16 protein-coding genes are annotated in these 19,339 nt (G+C 68.4%); 6 read left to right on the top strand and 10 right to left on the bottom strand.

All coding sequences use genetic code 11. The annotated features are described in order from the left end of the window. Positions 1-31: 31 nt before the first annotated feature. On the top strand, positions 32-1,210 hold the full coding sequence (locus BLTE_RS07710; RefSeq protein WP_244600153.1) for an aminotransferase class I/II-fold pyridoxal phosphate-dependent enzyme: 1,179 nt from the start codon (positions 32-34) through the stop codon (positions 1,208-1,210). A gap of 55 nt (positions 1,211-1,265) precedes the next feature. On the opposite strand, the gene BLTE_RS07705 is transcribed toward BLTE_RS07710, so the two are convergent. The 4 genes from BLTE_RS07705 to BLTE_RS07690 form a co-directional block, all read right to left on the bottom strand. Then, a complete protein-coding gene (locus tag BLTE_RS07705; protein ID WP_126399059.1) occupies positions 1,266-2,288 on the bottom strand; it encodes an amino acid ABC transporter substrate-binding protein in 1,023 nt (340 codons plus the stop codon). Between the two features lie 171 nt (positions 2,289-2,459). Next, the gene (locus BLTE_RS07700; RefSeq protein ID WP_425290296.1) at positions 2,460-3,083 is read right to left on the bottom strand and encodes a L,D-transpeptidase; all 624 of its coding nucleotides are present in this window, start codon (positions 3,081-3,083) and stop codon (positions 2,460-2,462) included. Positions 3,084-3,132: 49 nt separating this feature from the next. Next, a complete protein-coding gene (locus BLTE_RS07695; RefSeq protein ID WP_244600152.1) occupies positions 3,133-3,642 on the bottom strand; it encodes a hypothetical protein in 510 nt (169 codons plus the stop codon). A 245-nt stretch (positions 3,643-3,887) separates the two neighbouring features. Next, complete coding sequence (locus BLTE_RS07690; RefSeq protein WP_126399057.1) at positions 3,888-4,598, bottom strand: NAD-dependent deacylase; 711 nt, start codon at positions 4,596-4,598, stop codon at positions 3,888-3,890. 576 nt (positions 4,599-5,174) lie between these two features. On the opposite strand from BLTE_RS07690, the gene BLTE_RS07685 reads away from it, so the two are divergent. The 4 genes from BLTE_RS07685 to BLTE_RS07670 all read left to right on the top strand — a co-directional run bounded on the left by BLTE_RS07685 (position 5,175) and on the right by BLTE_RS07670 (position 9,556). Then, entirely contained in the window at positions 5,175-6,059 is an 885-nt protein-coding gene (locus BLTE_RS07685; RefSeq protein WP_160140547.1) for a peptidylprolyl isomerase, read from the top strand. A 285-nt stretch (positions 6,060-6,344) separates the two neighbouring features. Beyond that, on the top strand, positions 6,345-7,805 hold the full coding sequence (locus tag BLTE_RS07680; protein WP_126399053.1) for an undecaprenyl-phosphate glucose phosphotransferase: 1,461 nt from the start codon (positions 6,345-6,347) through the stop codon (positions 7,803-7,805). A gap of 81 nt (positions 7,806-7,886) precedes the next feature. Beyond that, positions 7,887-8,672 (top strand): polysaccharide deacetylase family protein, encoded by a 786-nt coding sequence (locus BLTE_RS07675; protein ID WP_126399051.1) that lies wholly within the window; start codon positions 7,887-7,889, stop codon positions 8,670-8,672. A gap of 5 nt (positions 8,673-8,677) precedes the next feature. Further along, positions 8,678-9,556 carry a hypothetical protein gene (locus BLTE_RS07670; RefSeq protein ID WP_126399049.1) on the top strand — a complete coding sequence of 293 codons (879 nt, stop codon included), beginning with the start codon at positions 8,678-8,680 and terminating at the stop codon, positions 9,554-9,556. A 156-nt stretch (positions 9,557-9,712) separates the two neighbouring features. Here the strand turns inward: BLTE_RS07670 and BLTE_RS07665 are convergent, their stop codons facing one another. The 3 genes from BLTE_RS07665 to topA all read right to left on the bottom strand — a co-directional run bounded on the left by BLTE_RS07665 (position 9,713) and on the right by topA (position 15,604). Then, positions 9,713-10,468, bottom strand: a complete 756-nt coding sequence (locus BLTE_RS07665) for an NUDIX hydrolase (protein WP_244600151.1) — start codon at positions 10,466-10,468, stop codon at positions 9,713-9,715. Positions 10,469-10,476: 8 nt separating this feature from the next. Then, positions 10,477-12,753, bottom strand: a complete 2,277-nt coding sequence (rnr, locus tag BLTE_RS07660) for a ribonuclease R (RefSeq protein WP_244600150.1) — start codon at positions 12,751-12,753, stop codon at positions 10,477-10,479. Positions 12,754-12,886: 133 nt separating this feature from the next. Continuing rightward, positions 12,887-15,604, bottom strand: a complete 2,718-nt coding sequence (gene topA, locus BLTE_RS07655; RefSeq protein ID WP_126399047.1) for a type I DNA topoisomerase — start codon at positions 15,602-15,604, stop codon at positions 12,887-12,889. A 248-nt stretch (positions 15,605-15,852) separates the two neighbouring features. Here topA and BLTE_RS18040 point away from each other — a divergent pair, with 248 nt between their 5' ends. After that, on the top strand, positions 15,853-16,020 hold the full coding sequence (locus tag BLTE_RS18040; RefSeq protein ID WP_160140546.1) for a hypothetical protein: 168 nt from the start codon (positions 15,853-15,855) through the stop codon (positions 16,018-16,020). Positions 16,021-16,028: 8 nt separating this feature from the next. Here BLTE_RS18040 and dprA read toward each other — a convergent pair whose 3' ends face one another. The 3 genes from dprA to BLTE_RS07640 form a co-directional block, all read right to left on the bottom strand. Continuing rightward, positions 16,029-17,216: a DNA-processing protein DprA gene (gene dprA / locus BLTE_RS07650; RefSeq protein ID WP_126399045.1), complete on the bottom strand. Its 1,188-nt coding sequence runs from the start codon at positions 17,214-17,216 to the stop codon at positions 16,029-16,031. Continuing rightward, positions 17,213-17,875, bottom strand: coding sequence for a glycerol-3-phosphate 1-O-acyltransferase PlsY (gene plsY, locus BLTE_RS07645; protein ID WP_126399043.1), 663 nt, complete (start codon positions 17,873-17,875; stop codon positions 17,213-17,215). The genes dprA and plsY overlap by 4 nt, the downstream gene beginning before the upstream one ends. Before the next feature lie 159 nt (positions 17,876-18,034). After that, positions 18,035-19,339 (bottom strand): dihydroorotase, encoded by a 1,305-nt coding sequence (locus BLTE_RS07640; protein ID WP_126399041.1) that lies wholly within the window; start codon positions 19,337-19,339, stop codon positions 18,035-18,037.

The following is a 19,339-nucleotide window of genomic DNA, read 5'->3' as shown; positions in this document are numbered from 1 at the left end:
CCCGTCGGCTACCTGTGCGCTATGCGAAGGCATGCTGAGCCCGCTCGATCCGCTTCTACGCCCCGCGCCCCGCGCCGACATCGCCCCCTTCATCGTCATGGACATCATGGCCGAAGCCGCCCGCATCGAGGCGGCCGGCGGCCGTGTGGTGCATCTGGAGGTCGGCCAGCCGGCCGCCCCGGCGCCGGCCACCGCGCGGGCCGCGGCGGCGCGCTGCCTGGAGGAGGGCCGCATCGGCTACACCACGGCGCTCGGCATTCCGTCGCTCAGGGGCCGGATTGCCCGCTACTACGCCGAGACTTTCGGGTTCGACCTGTCGCCGGAGCGCATCGTGGTCACCACCGGCTCGTCCGGGGCGTTCGTGCTGGCGTTCCTGGCGCTGTTCCAGCCGGGCGACCGCGTCGCCATCGCCAATCCCGGCTATCCGCCCTACCGCCAGATCCTCAAGGCGCTGGGCTGCGAGCCGGTGCTGATCGAGACCGGGCCGGAGACGCGCTGGGCGATCACTCCCGAGACGCTTCTGGCCGAGCACGCCAGAAGCCCGCTTGCGGGCGTCCTGGTGGCGAGCCCCGCCAACCCCACCGGCACCATGATGACCGGCGAGGCGCTAGCCGCGCTGATCGCGGCGGCCGAGGATGCCGGCATACGCTTCGTCTCCGACGAGATCTATCACGGCCTCGACTACGCTTTCCCGGCGGCGACCGCGGTCGCGGTGTCGGAGCGCGCCACCGTGATCAACTCGTTCTCGAAATATTTCTGCATGACCGGCTGGCGGGTCGGCTGGATGGTCGTGCCGGAGCCGCTGGTGCGCCCGGTCGAGCGTCTGCAGCAGAACCTCGCCATCTCGGTGCCGACCTTGAGTCAAGTCGCCGCCGAGGCCGCGTTCGATGGCCGCGAGGAGATGGAGGCGGTGAAGCGCGGCTATATCGAGAACCGCCGCATTCTCACCAGCAGCCTGCCGAAGATCGGCTTCGACCGCATCCTGCCGGTCGACGGCGCCTTCTACCTCTATGCCGACGTGTCCCGCTTCACCAATGACAGCCTCGCCTTTGCCCGCCGCATGCTGGCCGAGGCCGGGGTGGCGGCAACGCCGGGGGTCGATTTCGACCCCCACGACGGCCGCCACTTCATCCGCTTCTCCTATGCCGGCTCGGCCGCCGACATGGCCGAGGCGGTGGAGCGCATCGGCTCCTGGCTGAAGACGGGCTGATCTTGGCCGCGGGTTCAGGCTCCCGCAGTCGGCTAAGCCGGGTGACCGGGCGCGTTCAGCGCAGCGGCGGGGCGTAGAGGATGCCGCCCATCGACCAGAGCTGGTTCAGCCCGCGCGGAATACCGAGGCGCGACTTGGTGCCGACATTGCGCTCATAGACCTCGGCATAATTGCCGACCGCCTTCACCGCGCGCAGCGCCCACGCATCGTCGAGGCCGAGCTTCTTGCCGAGGTCGCCCTCGACGCCGACCAGCCGGCGCACGTCCGGCTTGGCGGAGCCGAGCGCCTCAGTGGCGTTCTGCGAGGTCACGCCGACCTCCTCGGCATTGACCAGGGCGAAATTGACCCACTTCACCACATTGAACCACGTCGGATCGTCCGCCCGCGTCGCCGGGCCGAGCGGCTCCTTGGAGATCACGTCGGGCAGGATCACCGCCTCGGACGGCTTCTTCAGCTCGAGCCGCATGGCGTAGAGCGCCGACTGGTCGGCGGTGAGCACGTCGCATTGCCCGTCGGCGAGGCCCTTCAGCGCATCGGCCGGGGTGGGGAAGGCGTGCTCCTCATACTTCATCGAATTGGCGCGGAAGAAGTCGGCCAGATTGGCCTGGCTGGTGGTGCCGGTCTGAACACAGACCTTGCTGCCGTCCAGTTCGAGCGCCGAGGTCACGTCCGGCTTGCGCATCACCATGAAGCCCTGGCCGTCATGGAACGTGATGCCGGCGAACAGCACTTTGAGATCGGCTTCGCGCTCCAGCGTCCAGGTCGAGTTGCGCGACAGCAGGTCGATCTTGCCCTCGCGCAGCGCGTCGAAGCGCTCGCCCGCCGACAGCGGCACGAAGCTCACCTTGTCGGGATCGCCGAGCGAGGCGGCGGCGACTGCGCGGCAGAAATCGACATCGAAGCCCGACCAGACGCCCTTGTCGTTGCGCTCGGCGAAACCGAAGAGCCCCTGATTGACGCCGCAGACCAGGGTACCGCGCTGGCGCACGGCATCGAGCGTTCCGGCCGATGCGGCTGGCGCGAAGGAGATCGTCAGCGCAAGCAGGACGCCGGCAAATGCGCGGGCTTCGGTCGACATCGTATCAGCTCCGTGGCGATGGATTTGGTGCGGTCAATTCGCTGTCCGGACGTTCGCAGTCGGACCGCGCGCGGCGTGCGCCACGCGGCGGTCCTCGCCGGGAATCCCGTCCGGGCGGAATTTCCGGCGAACGCAACGGCACACGCCGGCCTGGGCGGCCGGCGTTGCGCATCAGATGCTGGCGCCGTGGCGCACCACCACCTTGGTGCCCAGCGGGATGCGGGCATAAAGGTCGATGATGTCGCCATTGGCGAGGCGGAAGCAGCCCGAGGACACGGCGCTGCCGATGGTCTCCGGCTGGTTGGTGCCGTGGATCCGGTAGACCGTCTCGCCGAGATAGAGAGCGCGCGCGCCCATCGGATTTCCCGGCCCGCCGGCCATGAAACGCGGCAGATAGGGCTGGCGCTGGATCATCTCGGCCGGCGGCGTCCAGTCCGGCCACTCTGCCTTGCGCGAGATGCGCACGAGGCCCGACCACTGGAAACCGTCGCGGCCGACGCCGATGCCGTAGCGCAAGGCGCGATTGTTGGGCTGCACGATGTAGAGGAAGCGCTCCGACGTGTGGATGATGACGGTGCCCGGGGCCTCGGTGGTGCGGAAGAACACCATTTGGCGCGCGAACGGCCCGTCGCTGATCACCGTCTCCTCGGTCGAGATGCGTCCCGGCTCGTCGCCGACGTCGAGCACCGAGCCCATGCCGCCGATCGGCATCGGCTGGGCGCGTGCCGGCAAGGCGAGGAACAAGCAGGCCAGCACCGCCGCGCCGATCGCGCAGAGACTGGAATTGCGAACCATGGACATGGGGTGCTCCTTTCTGGCGCTGTCGAGGGGTGGTCGGCCCGCATCAGGTCGGGCAGCGCACATAGACAAAGGTTCCGTAGCGGGAATTGGCGTCGGGATCGACGAAACGCATGACAATAAGATTGTCGGTGAACGAAATGACTTCACGATCCTGCGGATCGCCGGGCGGACCCTCGAAGCCGATATAGGCCTTGCCGCCCGGCGCGCCTTTCAGCTTCAGCTCATGGAGCTGCGGATCATCGGCGACGTGCATCATGATCCCGTCGGTCGGTCCGCGGGTGATCGTGTAGGGCAGCTTGCACTGGCTGCGCGCCTGCGCCTCGGTGCGCTTGCGGTCCTTCTCGTCGCGAAAGGAGGCGATGCCCCAGTTGCCGAGCAGCTTGTCCTGCGGGAAGGGCGGCGGCGCGGATGCCATGGTGCCCGCGCCCGGCGTCAGCGTGCCGCCCTCCTGGCGCGTATCGGCGCAGCCGGCGAAGCCAGCGGCAAGCATCAACACCGCAGCCGCCCCCGGCCGCACGATCCCGCTGCGTGTGGTCATGTCCGACGCCCCCAATGCCCTTCGACTTCGCGACGCCCGGATCCGGACGGTTGATCCCGGTCCCAACGTCAAGTTCACCATTCTTTTCAAACACGCTACGCCAGCCCAGGAGCCGCGGGAAGGGGAGGTTGTGCAAAAATCGGCGAGGTGAAACACGACTTCTGGCGGAGGTTGTCCCGCCGGCATCGCCTTTCCGATACGCAAAGCCGCCGCCATCCGCCGGGAGAGCCTCCGACACGGTTTCTCCGACAGAGCACGCCTCAAGCCTCGCCGAGCACCTCGGCGACCCAGGCCGGCACCGCTTCGCTCGCCGGGCCATAGCGCCGCTCGTCGAACATGCCGGCATTGTCGGAGGGCTCCAGGTTGATCTCGCACGTGCGGATGCCCGCCGCCCGGGCCTCGGCCACGAACCCCGCCGCCGGATAGACCGAGCCCGAGGTGCCGATGGCGACGAACAGATCGGCCGACATCAGCGCGGTCTCGATCAGGTCCAGGCCGAGCGGCACCTCGCCGAACCAGACCACGTGTGGGCGCATCTCGCCCCCGTTGCCGCAGCCGGGGCAGGCGCTCTCCAGGCCGAGATCGTCGCGCCAGTCCGCCACCGCCCCGCAATCCGAGCAGCGCGCCTTGAGCAATTCGCCATGCATGTGGAGGACGTGTCGCGATCCGGCGCGCTCGTGCAGGTCGTCGATGTTCTGGGTCACCAGGAACAGCCCGCCCCCGCGCACGGACAGTCCTGTTTCGAGGCGTGCCAACGCAGCGTGTGCGGCATTGGGCTTGGCCTCGATCAGGTTGCGGCGGCGGGCATTGTAGAAGGCGTGCACAGTCTCGGGATCGGCGGCGAAGCCCTCCGGCGTCGCCAGCCGCATGGGGTCGAACTTGGCCCAGATGCCCGTCCCGGCCTTGTCGCGGAAGGTGCCGAGTCCGCTCTCCGCTGAGACCCCGGCTCCGGTGAGGACAACGATGCGCATCGCCTGCTCCTGTCGAACGCGTTCCAGTGCCCCGTTGCCGGCCCCATGGAACGCTGGAGCATCCGCCGATCCGGCTGAACTGGGCGGACGCTCCAAGTTGTTGATTTGTCGCATTCTCTCTCGCAAAAATGGGTTCCCACCTTTGCGGAGAATGCTCTTGTAGCCGCCCGTCAAGACCGGCGCGCCAATCGCATACCGCAGCGGCTCCACGCGGCCGGAGACGATCCAGCCTGACCGGATTCTGTGGTCGAGACGACCGCGAAGATCGGCCGGTGCAACCGGGTCGCACTGTCACCGATATGTCTTTCACCCATCACACGTGCGTTACGGTGGGTCCGCTAAGGAGGATGCGGATCGAGAGACAAGCAGTGCGAGTGGTGACCGGCGAGGATCCCTGGGCCGAGTGTCTGCGTCACGTCATACCAGTCATTGTCTGCACCGCGATCGGGCGTGAAGCGGCTGCCTGATGCTCTTGACCATTCTGCGCTCGTCGAGGAATTCAGGATGAACTTCCCTTCAGCTTTCCAGACATCCGCATCGCCTGCCACGGCCGGCCGTCACCGCCGGAGCCTTGTGATGTGCTACGCCGCAGCATTCCTGGCCGTGACGGGTCCGTGCGCCGCCGAGACGCCGGCGACCGATCCGCTGGTCGCCCGCGTCGAAGGCGTGGAAATCCGGCAGAGCGACCTGGCGCTGGCGGAGGAGACACTCGGCAGAACGGTGCCCGCGCAGGAGGATGCGAAGCGCGAATATCTCATCTCCTTCCTGTCTGACATGATCATGCTGGCCAAGGCCGCCCAGAGCCGGCAGGTCGCCGACGAGGCCGATCTGCAGCGGCGCATGACCTTCGTGCGCAACAAGGCGCTGATGGACCGGATTCTCGAAGTGACCGGCGACGAGGCCGTCACCGACGACACGGTGCGCAAGGCCTATGAGGATGTGGTTCTCTCTGCGCCGGCCGAGCCTGAGCTTCACCTGCGCAGCATCCTGTTTCGCTTCCCCGACCCGAACAACGCCGACGAGGTGAAGGCGGCCGAGGACAAGGCCAAGGCGGCCATCAAGCGGATTGCCGGCGGCGAGGACTTTGCTGCCGTCGCCAGGGAGGTCACCGAAAACCCCTCCGGCAAGACAACCGGCGGCGACATGGGCTACATGACCCGCAGCCAGATGGGCCAGGAATACGCCGACGTCGCCCTCAAGCTGGAGAAGGGAGCCGTGTCGGCGCCGATCAAGACGCAGTTCGGCTGGCATGTCATCAAGGTCGAGGATCAGCGCAACCGCGAGCCGGTCGCATTCGAGACGGTGCGCGACCGGCTTGAGGTGGTCGTCGCCCGCAAGGCGCAGATCGAACTCATCAACAGGCTGCGCGCCGAAGCCAAGGTCGAACGCATCGAGCCGGCCGAACAGGCAGAGAAGCCGGTGCAAGCGTCGCAACCCGCCAAACCGTCCACCAAGCCCTGAGCGTGCGGCCGGCCGCCAAGGCTTGCCGCCGCCGGGTCGGGCCCGGTTTCGAAACCGCCTTCCGCCCCTGAGTTGTTTCCTGCGTCCGAGCCGTTTCCAGCCCCCAAGACCATCACCGACTGCAGCATCGTCGCTCACCGGGATGTCATACGGTTGCTGGCCTGACAGGCCCGCCAACCGTATTCCGATCGCCGAAAATACTGGTTCCGATCAAGGACTTTTCGGCGAGGACGTTTCCGGTATCCCGAAGGGATCAACCGGAAACCGTATCATGCGCGAGACGGAATGATGGTTGCCGTATCGGACACATTGCGCAGCACGGCATCGGCGCCCCCTGCCCAGCGCCAGCGGCTGGGCATCGCCTTCAGCGCGGTCGAGCCCGTCGTCGCCACGGTCGATGCCCTCATCATCGTCGTTGCGGGCGTGCTCGGCGGTGCGCTCTATCACCTCGCCACCACTGGCAACGCCGGCGAGCTGCTGCCCTATGCCGGGCTGGGCCTGATCGGAAGCCTTGCCTACGGACTGGCGGCAAACCGCTTCGAGCTCTACCGGCTGCAGAGGCTGGTGCAGCGCGACCGTGACTATTCGCAGATTGCGGTCTGCTGGCTGTGGTCGATGCTGGTCATCAGCATCACGCTGTTTCTCCTCAAACGTGGCGATGATGTCTCGCGCGGCTCGGTTCTGTGCTTCGCGGGCATCGGCGTCCTGGTGCTGCTGACGTGGCGTGCGGTGGTGAGGCAGTGGCTGCTGCGCGCGGTGGCCCGCGGCGCCATCCACGGCCAGCGGGTGGTGGTTCTCGGCACCGACGACGAGTTTGCCGCGGGCGGCAGCCGCAATCTGATGATCCTCGGCGGCCTCGACGTGGTGGGGCGGGTGGTGCTGCCGCGGGTCGGCGACGCGGCCGGACGCCAGCGGCAGGCGGCGGCGGTGAAACAGGCGATCCGCCACGCCCGCAAGGCGCGCGCCGAGGCGATCGTCCTGGCCCTGCCCTGGGGCGATGCCGCGCAGCTCGAATTTGTGCGCGAGCGGCTTCGCGCGAGCCCGTTGCCGGTGCGCCTTCTGCCCGACAGCTCGATGCAGTCGATCCTAAGGCACCGCAACTGGGGCACCCACCAATCGCTGCTGGTGGAGATTCAGCGCGCGCCGCTCAGCACCTCGGAGCAGGCCGCCAAGCGAATCCTCGACATCGCCGTCGCCGTGTCGGCACTTGCCGCACTCATGCCGTTGATGCTGGCGGTCGCGGCGCTGATCCGGCTGCAGTCGCGCGGGCCGGCGATCTTCCGGCAGCGCCGCAATGGCTTCAACGGCAAGGAATTCGTCATTTACAAGTTCCGTACCATGACGGTGATGGAGGATGGGCCCACGCTCGTCCAGGCGCGCCGCTCCGACAATCGGGTCACCCGCATCGGGCGCATCCTGCGCCAGACCAGCATCGATGAGCTGCCGCAGCTCTTCAACGTGCTGCGCGGCGACATGTCGATCGTCGGCCCGCGGCCGCACGCGCTCGCCCATGACGACGAATACAGCCGCCTGATCGCCAATTACGCCTTCCGCCACCACGTGAAGCCCGGCATCACCGGCTGGGCGCAGGTGCATGGCCATCGCGGCGGCACGCCGCGCCTCGAACAGATGGCGAAGCGTATCGAGCTCGATCTCTGGTACATCAACAATTGGAGCCTCGCGCTCGACCTGCAGATCCTGGCCCGGACGGCCTTCGAGCTGTTCCGCAGCCACAATGCCTATTGAGGCGCGACAGGAAATGCGGCCAAGTGGGCCGCTATCAAGTGGGTCGCCATTTCGCCGCGATGCCCAGCAAGAGATGCGCCCATGAAGAGAGCCGTCCAGACCATCGTTCGTCGGGCGCATGTGACCTTTCTGCGCAAGCCGCTGCCGGACAAGATCTGCCTCTACGGTCATTCCCTGGCCGGCCGGCAGGCCGCGCTCGACGAGTTCCTGTCGCGCTTTATCGATATGGGCTACAGGTTCGTCGGTCCCGATCCGTTCTTCGAGCAGCCGGGGCGCATGGTCCTGCTCAGCTTCGACGACAACTACCAGTCCTGGTTCGATGCTCTGCCGGTATTCGAGAGGCGGGGAGCCGTTGCGACCTTCTACGTCAACACGCTGCCGTTTCGCGATACCGCCTCGGCCGATGAACTCAAATGGTTTTTTGCGCGGATCTCGGCCGAGCCGGAGCCGACGCTCTCCACCGATGAGTTGCGGACCATGGCCGCCAGCGGGCAGGTGATCGGCGCTCACACCCACACCCATCCGCTGCTGTCTGCTGTCCCCCATGCGGAGGCGAAACGCGAGATCGCGCAGAGCAAGGAAATTCTCGAAGACGTCCTGGGCACGGAGATCGCCCATTTCGCCTATCCGTTCGGCATGCGGCGGCATTTCACCAAGGCGCTGCAGGACGATTGCTTCGAGCTCGGCTTCAGGACTGTCGCCACCGGCATTCCCTGCCAGCATTTCGGCCCACTCCAGCCGGGACTCATTCACCGCACCTGCTGGGATCTGGACGCGCCGTTCGAGCACAATATCGAGACCATCGGGATCGATGGCCGCCTGTTCGAGCGCCTCACCGGCTACAATCCCACAGTAGGTGGATACTGACCGACATGGCGCGATCCCAGCTCGTACCGATTACCGAGGATCTCCTTCCGGATGTCTGCCGGTTCCTGCACGCCGAGATGAACAGCGAGATTCCGCCGGAGCAATGGCTGGACTGGCTGCGCTACCCGTGGCTGGAAAACCCTCCCGATTATGGGTTCGCCTTGATCCAGCCGGATGAGGGGGTCGTCGGCGTCATGGTCGCCTTCTATTCCGAGCAGACCATCAATGGCGTGACCGAGCGGTTCTGCAACCTCGCCCACTACTGCGCCACACCGAAATACCGGCCCGAGAGCATCCGTATGTTGCGCGCGCTGCTGGCGCGCAAGGACATGACGCTCACCGCGTTCAGCTCCACCCGGCGGTCGGTCGCCATCGGCAAGGCCACCGGCTTTCGGACGCTGGACGACCGCGTCTACATCATTCCGAACGTCGATCTCAATCCGGCCCGGAAACGTCTTCAGGTCATCACCGACAGGGACGAGATCGCGGCCCGCGTCGACGATCGCAACCGCCAGATCATCCGCGACCATGGGCCGTCGCCGATCCTGAAATATACGTTGATCACCGACGGATCCGACTGGTGTCTGTCGGTGCACAAGGTCGAGGCCCGCAAGGGGGTGCGGTTCTCAGTGGTGCTCTATCCAAGCGACCGGACCCTTTTCCGGCAGTGGCTCGGCGCGTTCCTGGCGGCCTATCGGGCGACGGACGGCACATGGCTGACCCTGTGCCAGCCGCGCTTTCTGCCGACGCGTCCGTTTCTGGCGATCCCGGTTGCCGAGCCGCGGCCGCACATCTGCCGGCCCAAGCGGATCGATCCCGAGCGCGGCGATGCCCCGGTCGATCCGGCCGAGATCACCGGCCTTTATTCGGAGCTGGTGCGGTGAGCCGCGAACCGGCCGGCTGGGCCGGCCGGCGGATCATACGGTTTCCGGCTGACCAAGCCTTCGGGCCGTATTCCGATCGCCGAAAACCCCGTTATCGAACAAGGGGTTTCGGCGAGGTCGTTTCCGGTATCCTGAAGGGATCAACCGGAAACCGTATCAAACCAGCGTCGTGCGCGTGAAAACCTTGTTGCGGAACCGGTAGAGCGGCACCGGCGTCGCGGCGGAGAAGCCGGCCGCGGCCTGATCGGCGATCTCTTCGAGCACGATCCGGGTGATCGCCGCCATGGCGAGGTCGGCGGTCTGGTCGAGCGGCACCCAGGCCAGTTCCACCAGCTCGGCATCCGGGCCGATCACGCCGTCGATCCGGTCCACCACCGCCGACGCCTCGGCGACGAAGAAACGGGTATCGAACCGCTTGCTGCGGCCGGGCGGCGTGATGGCCCGTGCCACGAAGCGCAGCGGCGCCAGTGTCGGCACCAGCGCGCGCTCGGCGAAGGCGGCCCAGGCCGGCGTCGGTGCCCGCACCGGGCCATCGGCCGGGGCGGCGATGAACAGCCCGGTTTCCTCGAAGGTCTCGCGAATGGCGGCAAGCGCCAGCGCCCTGGTGCGGGCAGCGCTCGGCCGCACCACCTGTTCCGCCAGCCGCCGGATGCAATCGGGATCGAGCGTGCCGTGCACCGCCATCCGCCGGTCGCCGGCATCGACCGATCCGCCGGGAAACACGAACACGCCGGGCATGAAGCTGTGGCCGGCATGGCGGCGGCCGAGCAGCACCTTGGCGGTTGTGCCTGAGCGGTCGAGCAGGATCAGCGTCGCCGCGTCGCGCGGGCGGCGAGGGGGCACGGGCTTCATGAAGCGCAGGGCTTCCTCGGTCAGCCGGGCGCTGCGGTCGGACAGGATAGAGTCGGTCATGGTGTCGCTTATGTTCGGGTTCGCCCGGAACGGCGGGCGACCTTGCCGGGCAGCCGCCGCACCGCGCGCTTGCCGCGGCGGGGAGAGGGGGCTTCGAGGCGGCCCTCAGAGAGAAGCTCGAAGCGCAATGCGCCGGCCACCGGCGCCGCTTCCACCAGCTTAACGGTTACCGTATCGCCGAGCCGGAACGTCTCGCCGCCGCGCTCGCCGACCAGCGCCATGCGGTTCTCCTCGAAACGGTAGAAGTCGGCGCCGATCGTCGCCGCCGGCACGAAGCCGTCGGCGCCGGTCTCGGCCAGCTTCACGAACAGGCCGGCGCGGGTCATGCCGGCGATCCGGCCCTCGAAGCTGGCGCCGATGCGGTCGGCAAGGTGGTGGGCGATCAGCCGGTCGACGGTGTCGCGCTCGGCCGCCATCGCCCGCCGCTCGGCGGCGGAAATCTCGGCCGCGATCTCGGCCAGCTCTTCGCCGGTGGCGCTTTCGGGCAGGGCGCCGTCGCCGAGGTCGAGCGCGCGGATCAGCGCGCGGTGGACGACGAGATCGGCATAGCGGCGGATCGGCGAGGTGAAATGGGCGTAGCGGCGCAGATTCAGGCCGAAATGGCCGTAGTTCTCGGCGGCGTATTCGGCCTGGGCCTGGCTGCGCAGGATCACCTCATTGACGAGCTGGGCGGTGTCGCTGCCCGCCACCTTGGCGAGGATGGAATTGAAGTGCGACGGCCGCTGCACCGGCGCCTTGGGCAACGAAATGTCGAGCGTCGCCAGGAAGGTGCGCAAGGATTCCAGCTTCTCCAGCGAGGGCTGGTCGTGGACACGGTAGATCAGCGGCGTCCTGTGGCGCTCCAGCGTCTCGGCGGCGGCCACATTGGCGAGGATCATGAACTCCTCGATCAGCCGGTGGGCATCGAGCCGCTCCGGCACGATGACGCGATCGACCGAGCCGTCCGGCTTCAGCATCACTTTGCGCTCGGGAAGATCGAGGTCGAGCGGGCCGCGCACCGCGCGCGCCCGCTTCAGCGCGGCATAGGCCGCCCACAGCGGCCGCAGCACGTCGGCGAGCAGCGGCGCGGTCACCTCGTCCGGCCGTCCGTCGATGGCTGCCTGCGCCTGCGGATAGGCGAGCTTGGCGGACGAACGCATCATCACCCGGTGGAAGGTGTGGCGCAGCTTCTTGCCTTCGGCCGAGATCACCATGCGCGCCGCCAGCGCCGGCCGCTCCTCGTCCGGCCGGAGCGAGCACAGATTGTTGGAGATGCGCTCGGGCAGCATCGGCACCACACGGTCTGGAAAATAGACCGAGTTGCCGCGCAGCTTGGCCTCGCGGTCGAGCGCCGAGCCGGGCCGCACATAGCGGGCGACATCGGCAATGGCGACGGTGAGAATGAAGCCGCCGGGATTGCCGGGGTCCGGGTCGGGCGCGGCGTGAACGGCGTCGTCGTGGTCCTTGGCGTCGGCCGGGTCGATGGTAACCAGCGGCAGCGCCCGCCAGTCCTCGTAGCGCTCCAGCGGCGCCGGGCGCGCGGCCTCGGCTTCCGCCAGCACCGGCGGCGGGAAGGTGTGCGGAATGCCGTGGGCAGTGAGCGCGATCAGCGAGATGGCGCGCTCGGAGGCGATCGAGCCCAGCTTTTCCCGCACCCGCGCGGTGTTCAGGCCGAACCGGCCCTGGCGCACGAGATCGGCGGACACCAGGTCGCCATCCTCGGCCTCGCCCTCGGCGCCGGCCGGGATGCTGAGCTCGCGACCGATGTTCTTCTTGTCGATCGGCACCAGCCGCCCGCCGCCGCCGGGCAGACGCCGGTAGAGGCCGAGAATCCGGGCCTTGGACTTGTCGAGAACCTTGAGCACTCGGCCGGCGTGGCGGACGTGCCCGGCCTCGTCGGCGCTCTCCTCGGTCTTCAGCAGCACCCGGTCGCCGACGCCGGGCGGCGGCAAGGCGGCGCGTCTGTGGCGAGGAATGTGGACGCGGATCTTCGGCGGCGGGCCGTGCTCGGCCTCGTCCCACTCGACAGGCTCGGCAAGAAGCTCGCCCTCGCCGTCGCGGCCGGTGATGTCCGCCACCACCACCGACGGCAGGGCGCCGGGCACGTGCAGGCGCTTCTTGCGACGGTCGACCAGACCCTCGTCGGCGAGATCGCGCAGCAGATCCTTCAGCGCGGCCCGTTCGCCGCTGCCGAGACCGAAGGCGCGCACGATCTCGCGCTTGCCGGCACCCGGATGGGTGCGCAGGAACGCCAGCACGTCCTGCCTGGAGGGCAGCGCCGGCAGGGTTTTGGAACGCTTGGGCAAATGCGACTCGCGGGGCGGCGTGAACGGGGCGAGGTTACGCCACGACGATGGCGAAACGGCGAACCGCTTCACAATAGGACGTGTCGGCGGAAACGTCACCGCACCGGCGGCAAGGACTGCCTCAGGCCGAAGATCAAGCCGGCTCCGCCGGCTTTGCCTTGGCGCTTTTCGGCTTTGCGTTGGCGGTTTTCGGCTTTGCGTTGGTTTTCGCGGCCTTTGTCGCGGTCTTTGTCGTTTTCGCCTTTTTCGGCGCGGTCTCGTCCGCGTCCGACTTGGCGGCCTTCGTCTTGGTCGTCTTGGGCTTGGTGGCGCGCCCGCGCTTCGGCCCCTCGGCCTCCAGCTTCTCGGCCCGCGCCTTCAGCAGGCTGACGGCCTGATCGAGCGTCACGCTGTCGGGAGCGACGTCCTTCGGCAGGGTGGCATTGACCTTGCCGTGATTGACATAGGGGCCGTAGCGGCCGGCGCGCACGCTGATCGGCCCGCCGAGCGCGGGATGCTCGCCCAGCACCCGGCCGCTGTCGGCGGCACCGCCGCGCCCGCGGGGGCCGCGCGTCTCCTTGGTCACGATCAGGTCGATGGCGCGGTTGGCGCCGATCGCCAGCACGTCATCGTCGGCGCCGAGATTGGCGTAGGTCTTGTCGTGCTGGACGTAGGGCCCGAACCGGCCGATGCCGGCCAGGATCGGCTTGCCGGTTTCCGGGTGCGTCGCCACCTCGCGCGGCAGCGACAGAAGCGCCAGCGCGGTGTCGAGGTCGACGGACGCGGGGTCCATGCCGCGCGGAAAGCTGGAGCGCTTGGGCTTCTCGCCCTCGCCGAGCTGAACGTAGGGGCCGAACCGGCCGTTGCGCACCGTGACTTCGAGTCCGCTGTCGGGATCCTCGCCCAGGGTGCGGGTGCCGTCGCCCTCGGCGCCGTTCTCGCCATTGCCGGGCACCGCCAGCGGGCGGGTGTACTTGCACTCCGGATAGTTCGAGCAGCCGATGAACGAGCCGTACTTGCCGAGCTTCAGCGACAGCCGGCCCTCGCCGCAATTCGGGCAGCGCCGGCGGTCGATCCCGTCGCCGAGGTCGGGGAAGAAATGCGGCCCCAGCATCTCGTCGAGCGCGTCGATCACCTCGGACACGCGCAGGTCCTTGGTCTCGCCCACCGCGGCGGAGAAGTCCTGCCAGAACTGCCGCAGCACCTCGCGCCAGTCGAGCTCGGCGTTGGAGATGCGGTCGAGCTGTTCCTCCAGCGAGGCGGTGAAGTCGTATTCGATGTAGCGCGAGAAGAAGCTCTCCAGGAATGCGGTGACCAGCCGGCCCTTGTCTTCCGGGTGCAGGCGCTTCTTGTCGAGCCGGACATAGCCGCGCTCGCGCAGCACGGCGAGAACAGCGGCATAGGTCGAGGGGCGGCCGATGCCGAGCTCCTCCATCCGCTTGACCAGGCTCGCCTCGGAATAGCGCGGCGGCGGCTCGGTGAAGTGCTGGGTCGATTCGACGCCGCGGCAGTCCAGCGCCTCGCCGGTATTGATCAAGGGCAGGCGGCGGCTCTCCTCGTCCTCGCCGTCGTCGTCGCGGTCCTCCTGGTAGAGCTTGAGGAAGCCGTCGAACTTGACCACCGAGCCCACCGCCCGGAGATCGAGCTTGCGGCCATCGACCGCGGCGACGATGTCGGCGGTGGTGCGCTCGATCTCGGCCGATTCCATCTGGCTGGCGATGGTCCGCTTCCACACCAGCTCGTAGAGCTTGGCCTGATCCGGTTCGAGGAGGCGGGCGACGCGGTCGGGGTGCCGGGCCATGTCGGTCGGCCGGATCGCCTCGTGCGCCTCCTGGGCGTTCTTGGCCTTGGTGCGGTACTGGCGCGGCGCGCGCGGCACGTAGCGGTCGCCGAACTCGGTGCCGATCACCCGGCGCGCCGCGGCGATCGCCTCGTCGGCGATCTGCACGCCGTCGGTACGCATATAGGTGATGAGGCCGACCGTCTCGCCGTCGATATCGACGCCTTCATAGAGCCGCTGGGCGATCTGCATGGTGCGCGCCGGGGCGAAGCCGAGCTTGCGGCTGGCCTCCTGCTGCAGGGTCGAGGTGGTGAACGGCGGCCAGGGGTGGCGCTTGACCGGCTTGGCCTCGACGGAGGCGACGCGGTAGCGGCCGGCGTCGAGCGCCCGGGTCAACGCCTCGGCGCTGGCGGCATCGCCGACGTCGAGCCGGCCGAGCTTCTTGCCGTCGGCACCGACGAGGCGCGCCTCGAACACGTCGCCGCGCGGCGTCTGAAGCCGGACGATGATGGTCCAGTATTCCTGGGTACGGAACCGCTCGATCTCCAGCTCGCGGTCGCAGACGAGGCGCAGCGCCACCGACTGCACGCGGCCGGCCGAGCGGGCGCCCGGCAGCTTGCGCCACAGCACCGGCGACAGCGTGAAGCCGACGAGATAGTCGAGCGCGCGGCGGGCGAGATAGGCGTCCACCAGCGCCTGGTCGATGTCGCGCGGATGCGTCATCGCATCCTGCACCGCCTGCTTGGTGATGGCGTTGAACGTCACCCGCTCGACCGCCACGTCCTTGAGCGCGCGCTTCTCCTTCAGCACTTCCAGCACGTGCCAGGAGATCGCCTCGCCCTCGCGGTCCGGGTCGGTGGCGAGAATGAGCTTCTCGGCGCCCTTGACCGCACGGGCGATGTCGGCGAGCCGCTTGGCCGCCTTGCCCTCGATGTCCCACAGCATGCGGAAATCGGCTTCGGGGTCGACCGACCCATCCTTGGCGGGCAGGTCGCGGATGTGCCCGAAGGAGGCGACGACCTCATAGCCGGGGCCGAGATATTTATTGATCGTCTTCGCCTTGGCGGGCGACTCGACAACGACGACGCGCATCTCAGGCTCAAAAGGACGGTGGGTCACGCCGGAATTTCAGCGCGCGGAACATGATCGGCGGAAGCCTGCCTGTCAAACCCCGCGAGTCAACCGACGCAATCCCAGGGTGCAACAAATTATTGCTAACCGCGTGGGTTGCGCTGGGGAACATTTGTCGCTAAAGTGATAAAAATCGAGGGTTCACAATTATGACACTCATTTTGGAACAGCGGAAACCGGAAATGGAAGCGCATGCGCCGAAACGAGCCTTGCTGAACCCGCGCTACGAGGCGGAGACCGCGGTGGCGGACTACATCGCCGAGGTGTCGGCCGAGTTGTCGATCCTGGCATATCGGAACGGCCTGCCGATGCTCGCCTATGTCCTGGACATGGCGCGCCTGGAGGCGGAGTCCCACACCGACAAGAAGAAATCCTGAGCGTGGAATCACGCCGCGGCAACCAAGCCGTTGCCCAGCCTTGTCAATCGTCCGGCAAGGTCGAGTTCCAGCAGCACGACCTGCACGGCGGCGGCCGGCGCGGCGCTGAGCCGGATCAGCTCGTCGATCGACACCGGCGCCGGGCCGAGCAACGCAGAAATGCGGTCGCGCAGGCTGTCGTCCGGTGTGACCGGCACCGGGTCGGGTTCGCGCAGCGACCGGGGAGATGATCCGGGGGAAAATCCTGGGGACGAGGCCGAAGGCGCCAACGACAACGGCAGTTGGGAGGGTGTGTGTGACAATCCCACCCTTGGCTGCTCCAGGATCGGCCGCAGCGCGTCGATCACGTCGGCGGCCTCGGTGACGAGCGTCGCGCCCTGTTTCAGCAGCCGGTTGCTGCCGCCGGCCCGCGGATCGATCGGCGAACCCGGCACCGCGAACACTTCTCGTCCCTGCTCGCCCGCCAGCCGGGCGGTGATCAGCGAACCGGACCGCTCCGCCGCCTCCACCACCACCACGCCCAGCGCCATGCCCGAGATCAGCCGGTTGCGGCGGGGAAAGTCGCGCCCGCGTGGCTCCCAGCCCATCGGCATTTCCGACACCGCCGCCCCCGTGCCGGTCAGCCGGTCGAGCAGGGGAACATTCTCGGGCGGGTAGGGGCGGTCGTGGCCGCCGGCCAGCACCGCCACCGTGCCGGTGGGGAGCGAGGCGCCGTGGGCCGCGGCGTCGATGCCGCGCGCCAGCCCCGAGGAGATCACGAACCCGGCGGCGCCGAGGTCGCGCGCCAGCAGGGCCGCCATCTTCTGCCCGGCGGCGGAGGCATTGCGGGCGCCGACGATCGCCACCATCGGCTGGGTCAGCACCTCGGTCCGGCCGCGGACCGCCAGGAGGGGCGGGGCGTCGTCCTCCTCGCGCAGACGCGGCGGATAGTCCGGCTCGCCGAGCGCCACGAACACGACACCGAGGCGGCGGGCGGCGGCCAGTTCGCGCTCGACCTCGTCGCGGGTCGCCACCTTGATGCTGCGGCTGCCGCCGCGCTTGGCGAGGGTGGGCAAGGCCTCGATCGCGGCGCGCGCGCTGCCGAAATGATTGACCAGCGCCCGGAAGGTGCGCGGGCCGACATTCTGGCAGCGCCACAGCCGCAGCCAGTCCAGGCGGGTCGCCTCGTCGAGGCAGCGGCCCGCCGTGCCGGTCACGGAGCGCTGTCCGAACCCGGCGACGGAGCGGCGGTCGGGGCGCCGATCTTGCTTTCCTTGCCCGCCCGCAGCCGGCTGATATTGGCGCGGTGCATCCACCACAGCAGCGCCGTCATGCCGACGAACAGATGCACCTCGTCCTCATAACCGAAGAAGATGAGGAGCGACGGCGTGGCGATGCTGGCCACCAGCGCCGCCAGCGAGGAATATTTGCTCAGCGCAGCGACCGCCAGCCAGATCAGGCAGAACATCAGCGCCACCGGCCACGCCAGACCGGCCAGCACGCCGATATAGGTGGCGACACCCTTGCCGCCCTTGAACTTGAGCCAGACCGGCCACAGATGGCCGAGGAAGGCGCCGAGACCGGCGAAAAGCGGAGCGATCAGCGGCTGCTGCACGTCCTTCCAGAGATAATGGGCGATCAGCACCGCCGCCGCGCCCTTCAGCGCGTCGCCGATCAGCGTGGCCGCCGCCAGTCCCTTGCGGCCGGTGCGCAACACATTGGTGGCGCCGATATTGCCCGAGCCGATGGCGCGCAGGTCGCCGGCGCCGGCGAGGCGGGTGAAGATGACCCCGAACGGGATCGTCCCCAGAAGATAGCCGAGCGCCAGTGCGGCTGCGAAAGACGGCCATCCAGATGTCCAGTCGATCTCCGGCATGATGCCCTCGTGACGGTGAATTCCAGACGAAGCGATCCACGGGCGGGCGACCTGCCGGCCGCTCTCGGCCGCTGATCGATCCTCGCCGGGAAACCATTGAAGAGAAGGAGTTATCGGCGTTCCGGCAGCGGGCTCCCGGTGGGACCCCGCGCAGGCGGCTCAGACATATTCATAGACGGTGCGGCCGGCAACAAGAGTCCGCAGCACCCGGCCTTCCATCTTCGCCTCGTCGAACGGCGTGTTCTTGCAGCGCGACTTGAGGTCGGCCGGATCGAGCCGCCACGCCTCGGCGGGGTCGAATACGATGATGTCGGCCGGCGCGCCGGGCTTGAGCGTGCCAGCGGGCAGGCCGAGGATTTCCGCCGGCCGGCTGGACATCGCGCGCAGCAGCTTCGGCAGGGTCAGCTTGCCGGCATGCACCAGACGCAACCCGGCCGACAGCATGGTCTCCAGCCCGATGGCGCCGGCGGACGCCTCGGCGAAGGTCAGCCGCTTGGTCTCGACGTCCTGCGGATTGTGGTCGCTCATCACCACGTCGACCAGCCCGGACGCCACCGCCTCAATCAGCGCCAGCCGGTCCTCCTCGCCGCGCAGCGGCGGCGAGATCTTGAAGAAGGTGCGGAAGGCGCCGATGTCGAACTCGTTGAAGCTCAGATGGTTGATCGAGACCGAGGCGGTGACCGCGAGGCCCGCCTCCTTGGCGCGGGCCAGCACCTCCAGCGAGTCGGCGCAGGTCAGCGAGGCGGCGTGGTAGCGGCCCTTGGTCAGCGCGACCAGCCGCATGTCGCGCTCGACCATGATGGTCTCGGCGACGCGCGGCACGCCGGGAAGCCCGAGGCGGCTCGCCAGCTCGCCCTCGTTCATCGCCCCTTCGCCGACCAGCGCCGGATCCTCGGTGTGGTGGACGATCAGCGCGTCGAAATCGCGGGCGTAGGTCAGCGCCCGGCGGAACACCCGGGCATTGGTGATGCTCTTGGCGCCGTTGGTGAACGCCACCGCGCCCGCGGCCCGCAGCAGGCCGATCTCGGTCATCTCCTGGCCGGCGAGGCCCTTGGTCAGGGCCGCCATCGGCTGGATGCGCACGATCGCGGTGTCGCGGGCGCGCCGCAGCACGAAATCGACCACCGCCGGATCGTCGATCGGCGGGTCGGTCTCCGGCTGGCAGACCACGGTGGTGACGCCGCCGGCCGCCGCCGCCTGGCTGGCCGAGGCCAGCGTCTCGCGGTGCTCGGCGCCCGGCTCGCCGACGAAGGCGCGCATGTCGACCAGTCCCGGCGCCAGCACGTGGCCGCGGCAATCGACCACCTGGGTGCCCTCCGGCACGCCGGACGACGCGATGCCGCGCGCCGCCTCGCGAATCACCCCGTCGGCGATCAGGAGATCGCCGACGAAATCGAGATCGCGCGACGGATCGACGAGCCGCGCATTGGCGAACAGCAGCGGGCGAACCTCGCTCAACGGCAT

This window comes from Blastochloris tepida (genome assembly GCF_003966715.1).
GTDB classification, from domain to species: domain Bacteria; phylum Pseudomonadota; class Alphaproteobacteria; order Rhizobiales; family Xanthobacteraceae; genus Blastochloris; species Blastochloris tepida.
This window is presented reverse-complemented; position numbering and strand designations above follow the sequence as displayed.

Coding starts and splice junctions, on each gene's coding strand:
- BLTE_RS07710 (WP_244600153.1), top strand. CDS start 32: ATGCTGAGCCCGCTCGATCCGCTTCTACGCCCCGCGCCCCGCGCCGAC.
- BLTE_RS07705 (WP_126399059.1), bottom strand. CDS start 2,288: ATGTCGACCGAAGCCCGCGCATTTGCCGGCGTCCTGCTTGCGCTGACG.
- BLTE_RS07700 (WP_425290296.1), bottom strand. CDS start 3,083: ATGGTTCGCAATTCCAGTCTCTGCGCGATCGGCGCGGCGGTGCTGGCC.
- BLTE_RS07690 (WP_126399057.1), bottom strand. CDS start 4,598: ATGCGCATCGTTGTCCTCACCGGAGCCGGGGTCTCAGCGGAGAGCGGA.
- BLTE_RS07685 (WP_160140547.1), top strand. CDS start 5,175: ATGTGCTACGCCGCAGCATTCCTGGCCGTGACGGGTCCGTGCGCCGCC.
- BLTE_RS07680 (WP_126399053.1), top strand. CDS start 6,345: ATGATGGTTGCCGTATCGGACACATTGCGCAGCACGGCATCGGCGCCC.
- BLTE_RS07675 (WP_126399051.1), top strand. CDS start 7,887: ATGAAGAGAGCCGTCCAGACCATCGTTCGTCGGGCGCATGTGACCTTT.
- BLTE_RS07670 (WP_126399049.1), top strand. CDS start 8,678: ATGGCGCGATCCCAGCTCGTACCGATTACCGAGGATCTCCTTCCGGAT.
- BLTE_RS07665 (WP_244600151.1), bottom strand. CDS start 10,468: ATGACCGACTCTATCCTGTCCGACCGCAGCGCCCGGCTGACCGAGGAA.
- topA (WP_126399047.1), bottom strand. CDS start 15,604: ATGCGCGTCGTCGTTGTCGAGTCGCCCGCCAAGGCGAAGACGATCAAT.
- plsY (WP_126399043.1), bottom strand. CDS start 17,875: ATGCCGGAGATCGACTGGACATCTGGATGGCCGTCTTTCGCAGCCGCA.
- BLTE_RS07640 (WP_126399041.1), bottom strand. CDS start 19,339: ATGCCGTTGAGCGAGGTTCGCCCGCTGCTGTTCGCCAATGCGCGGCTC.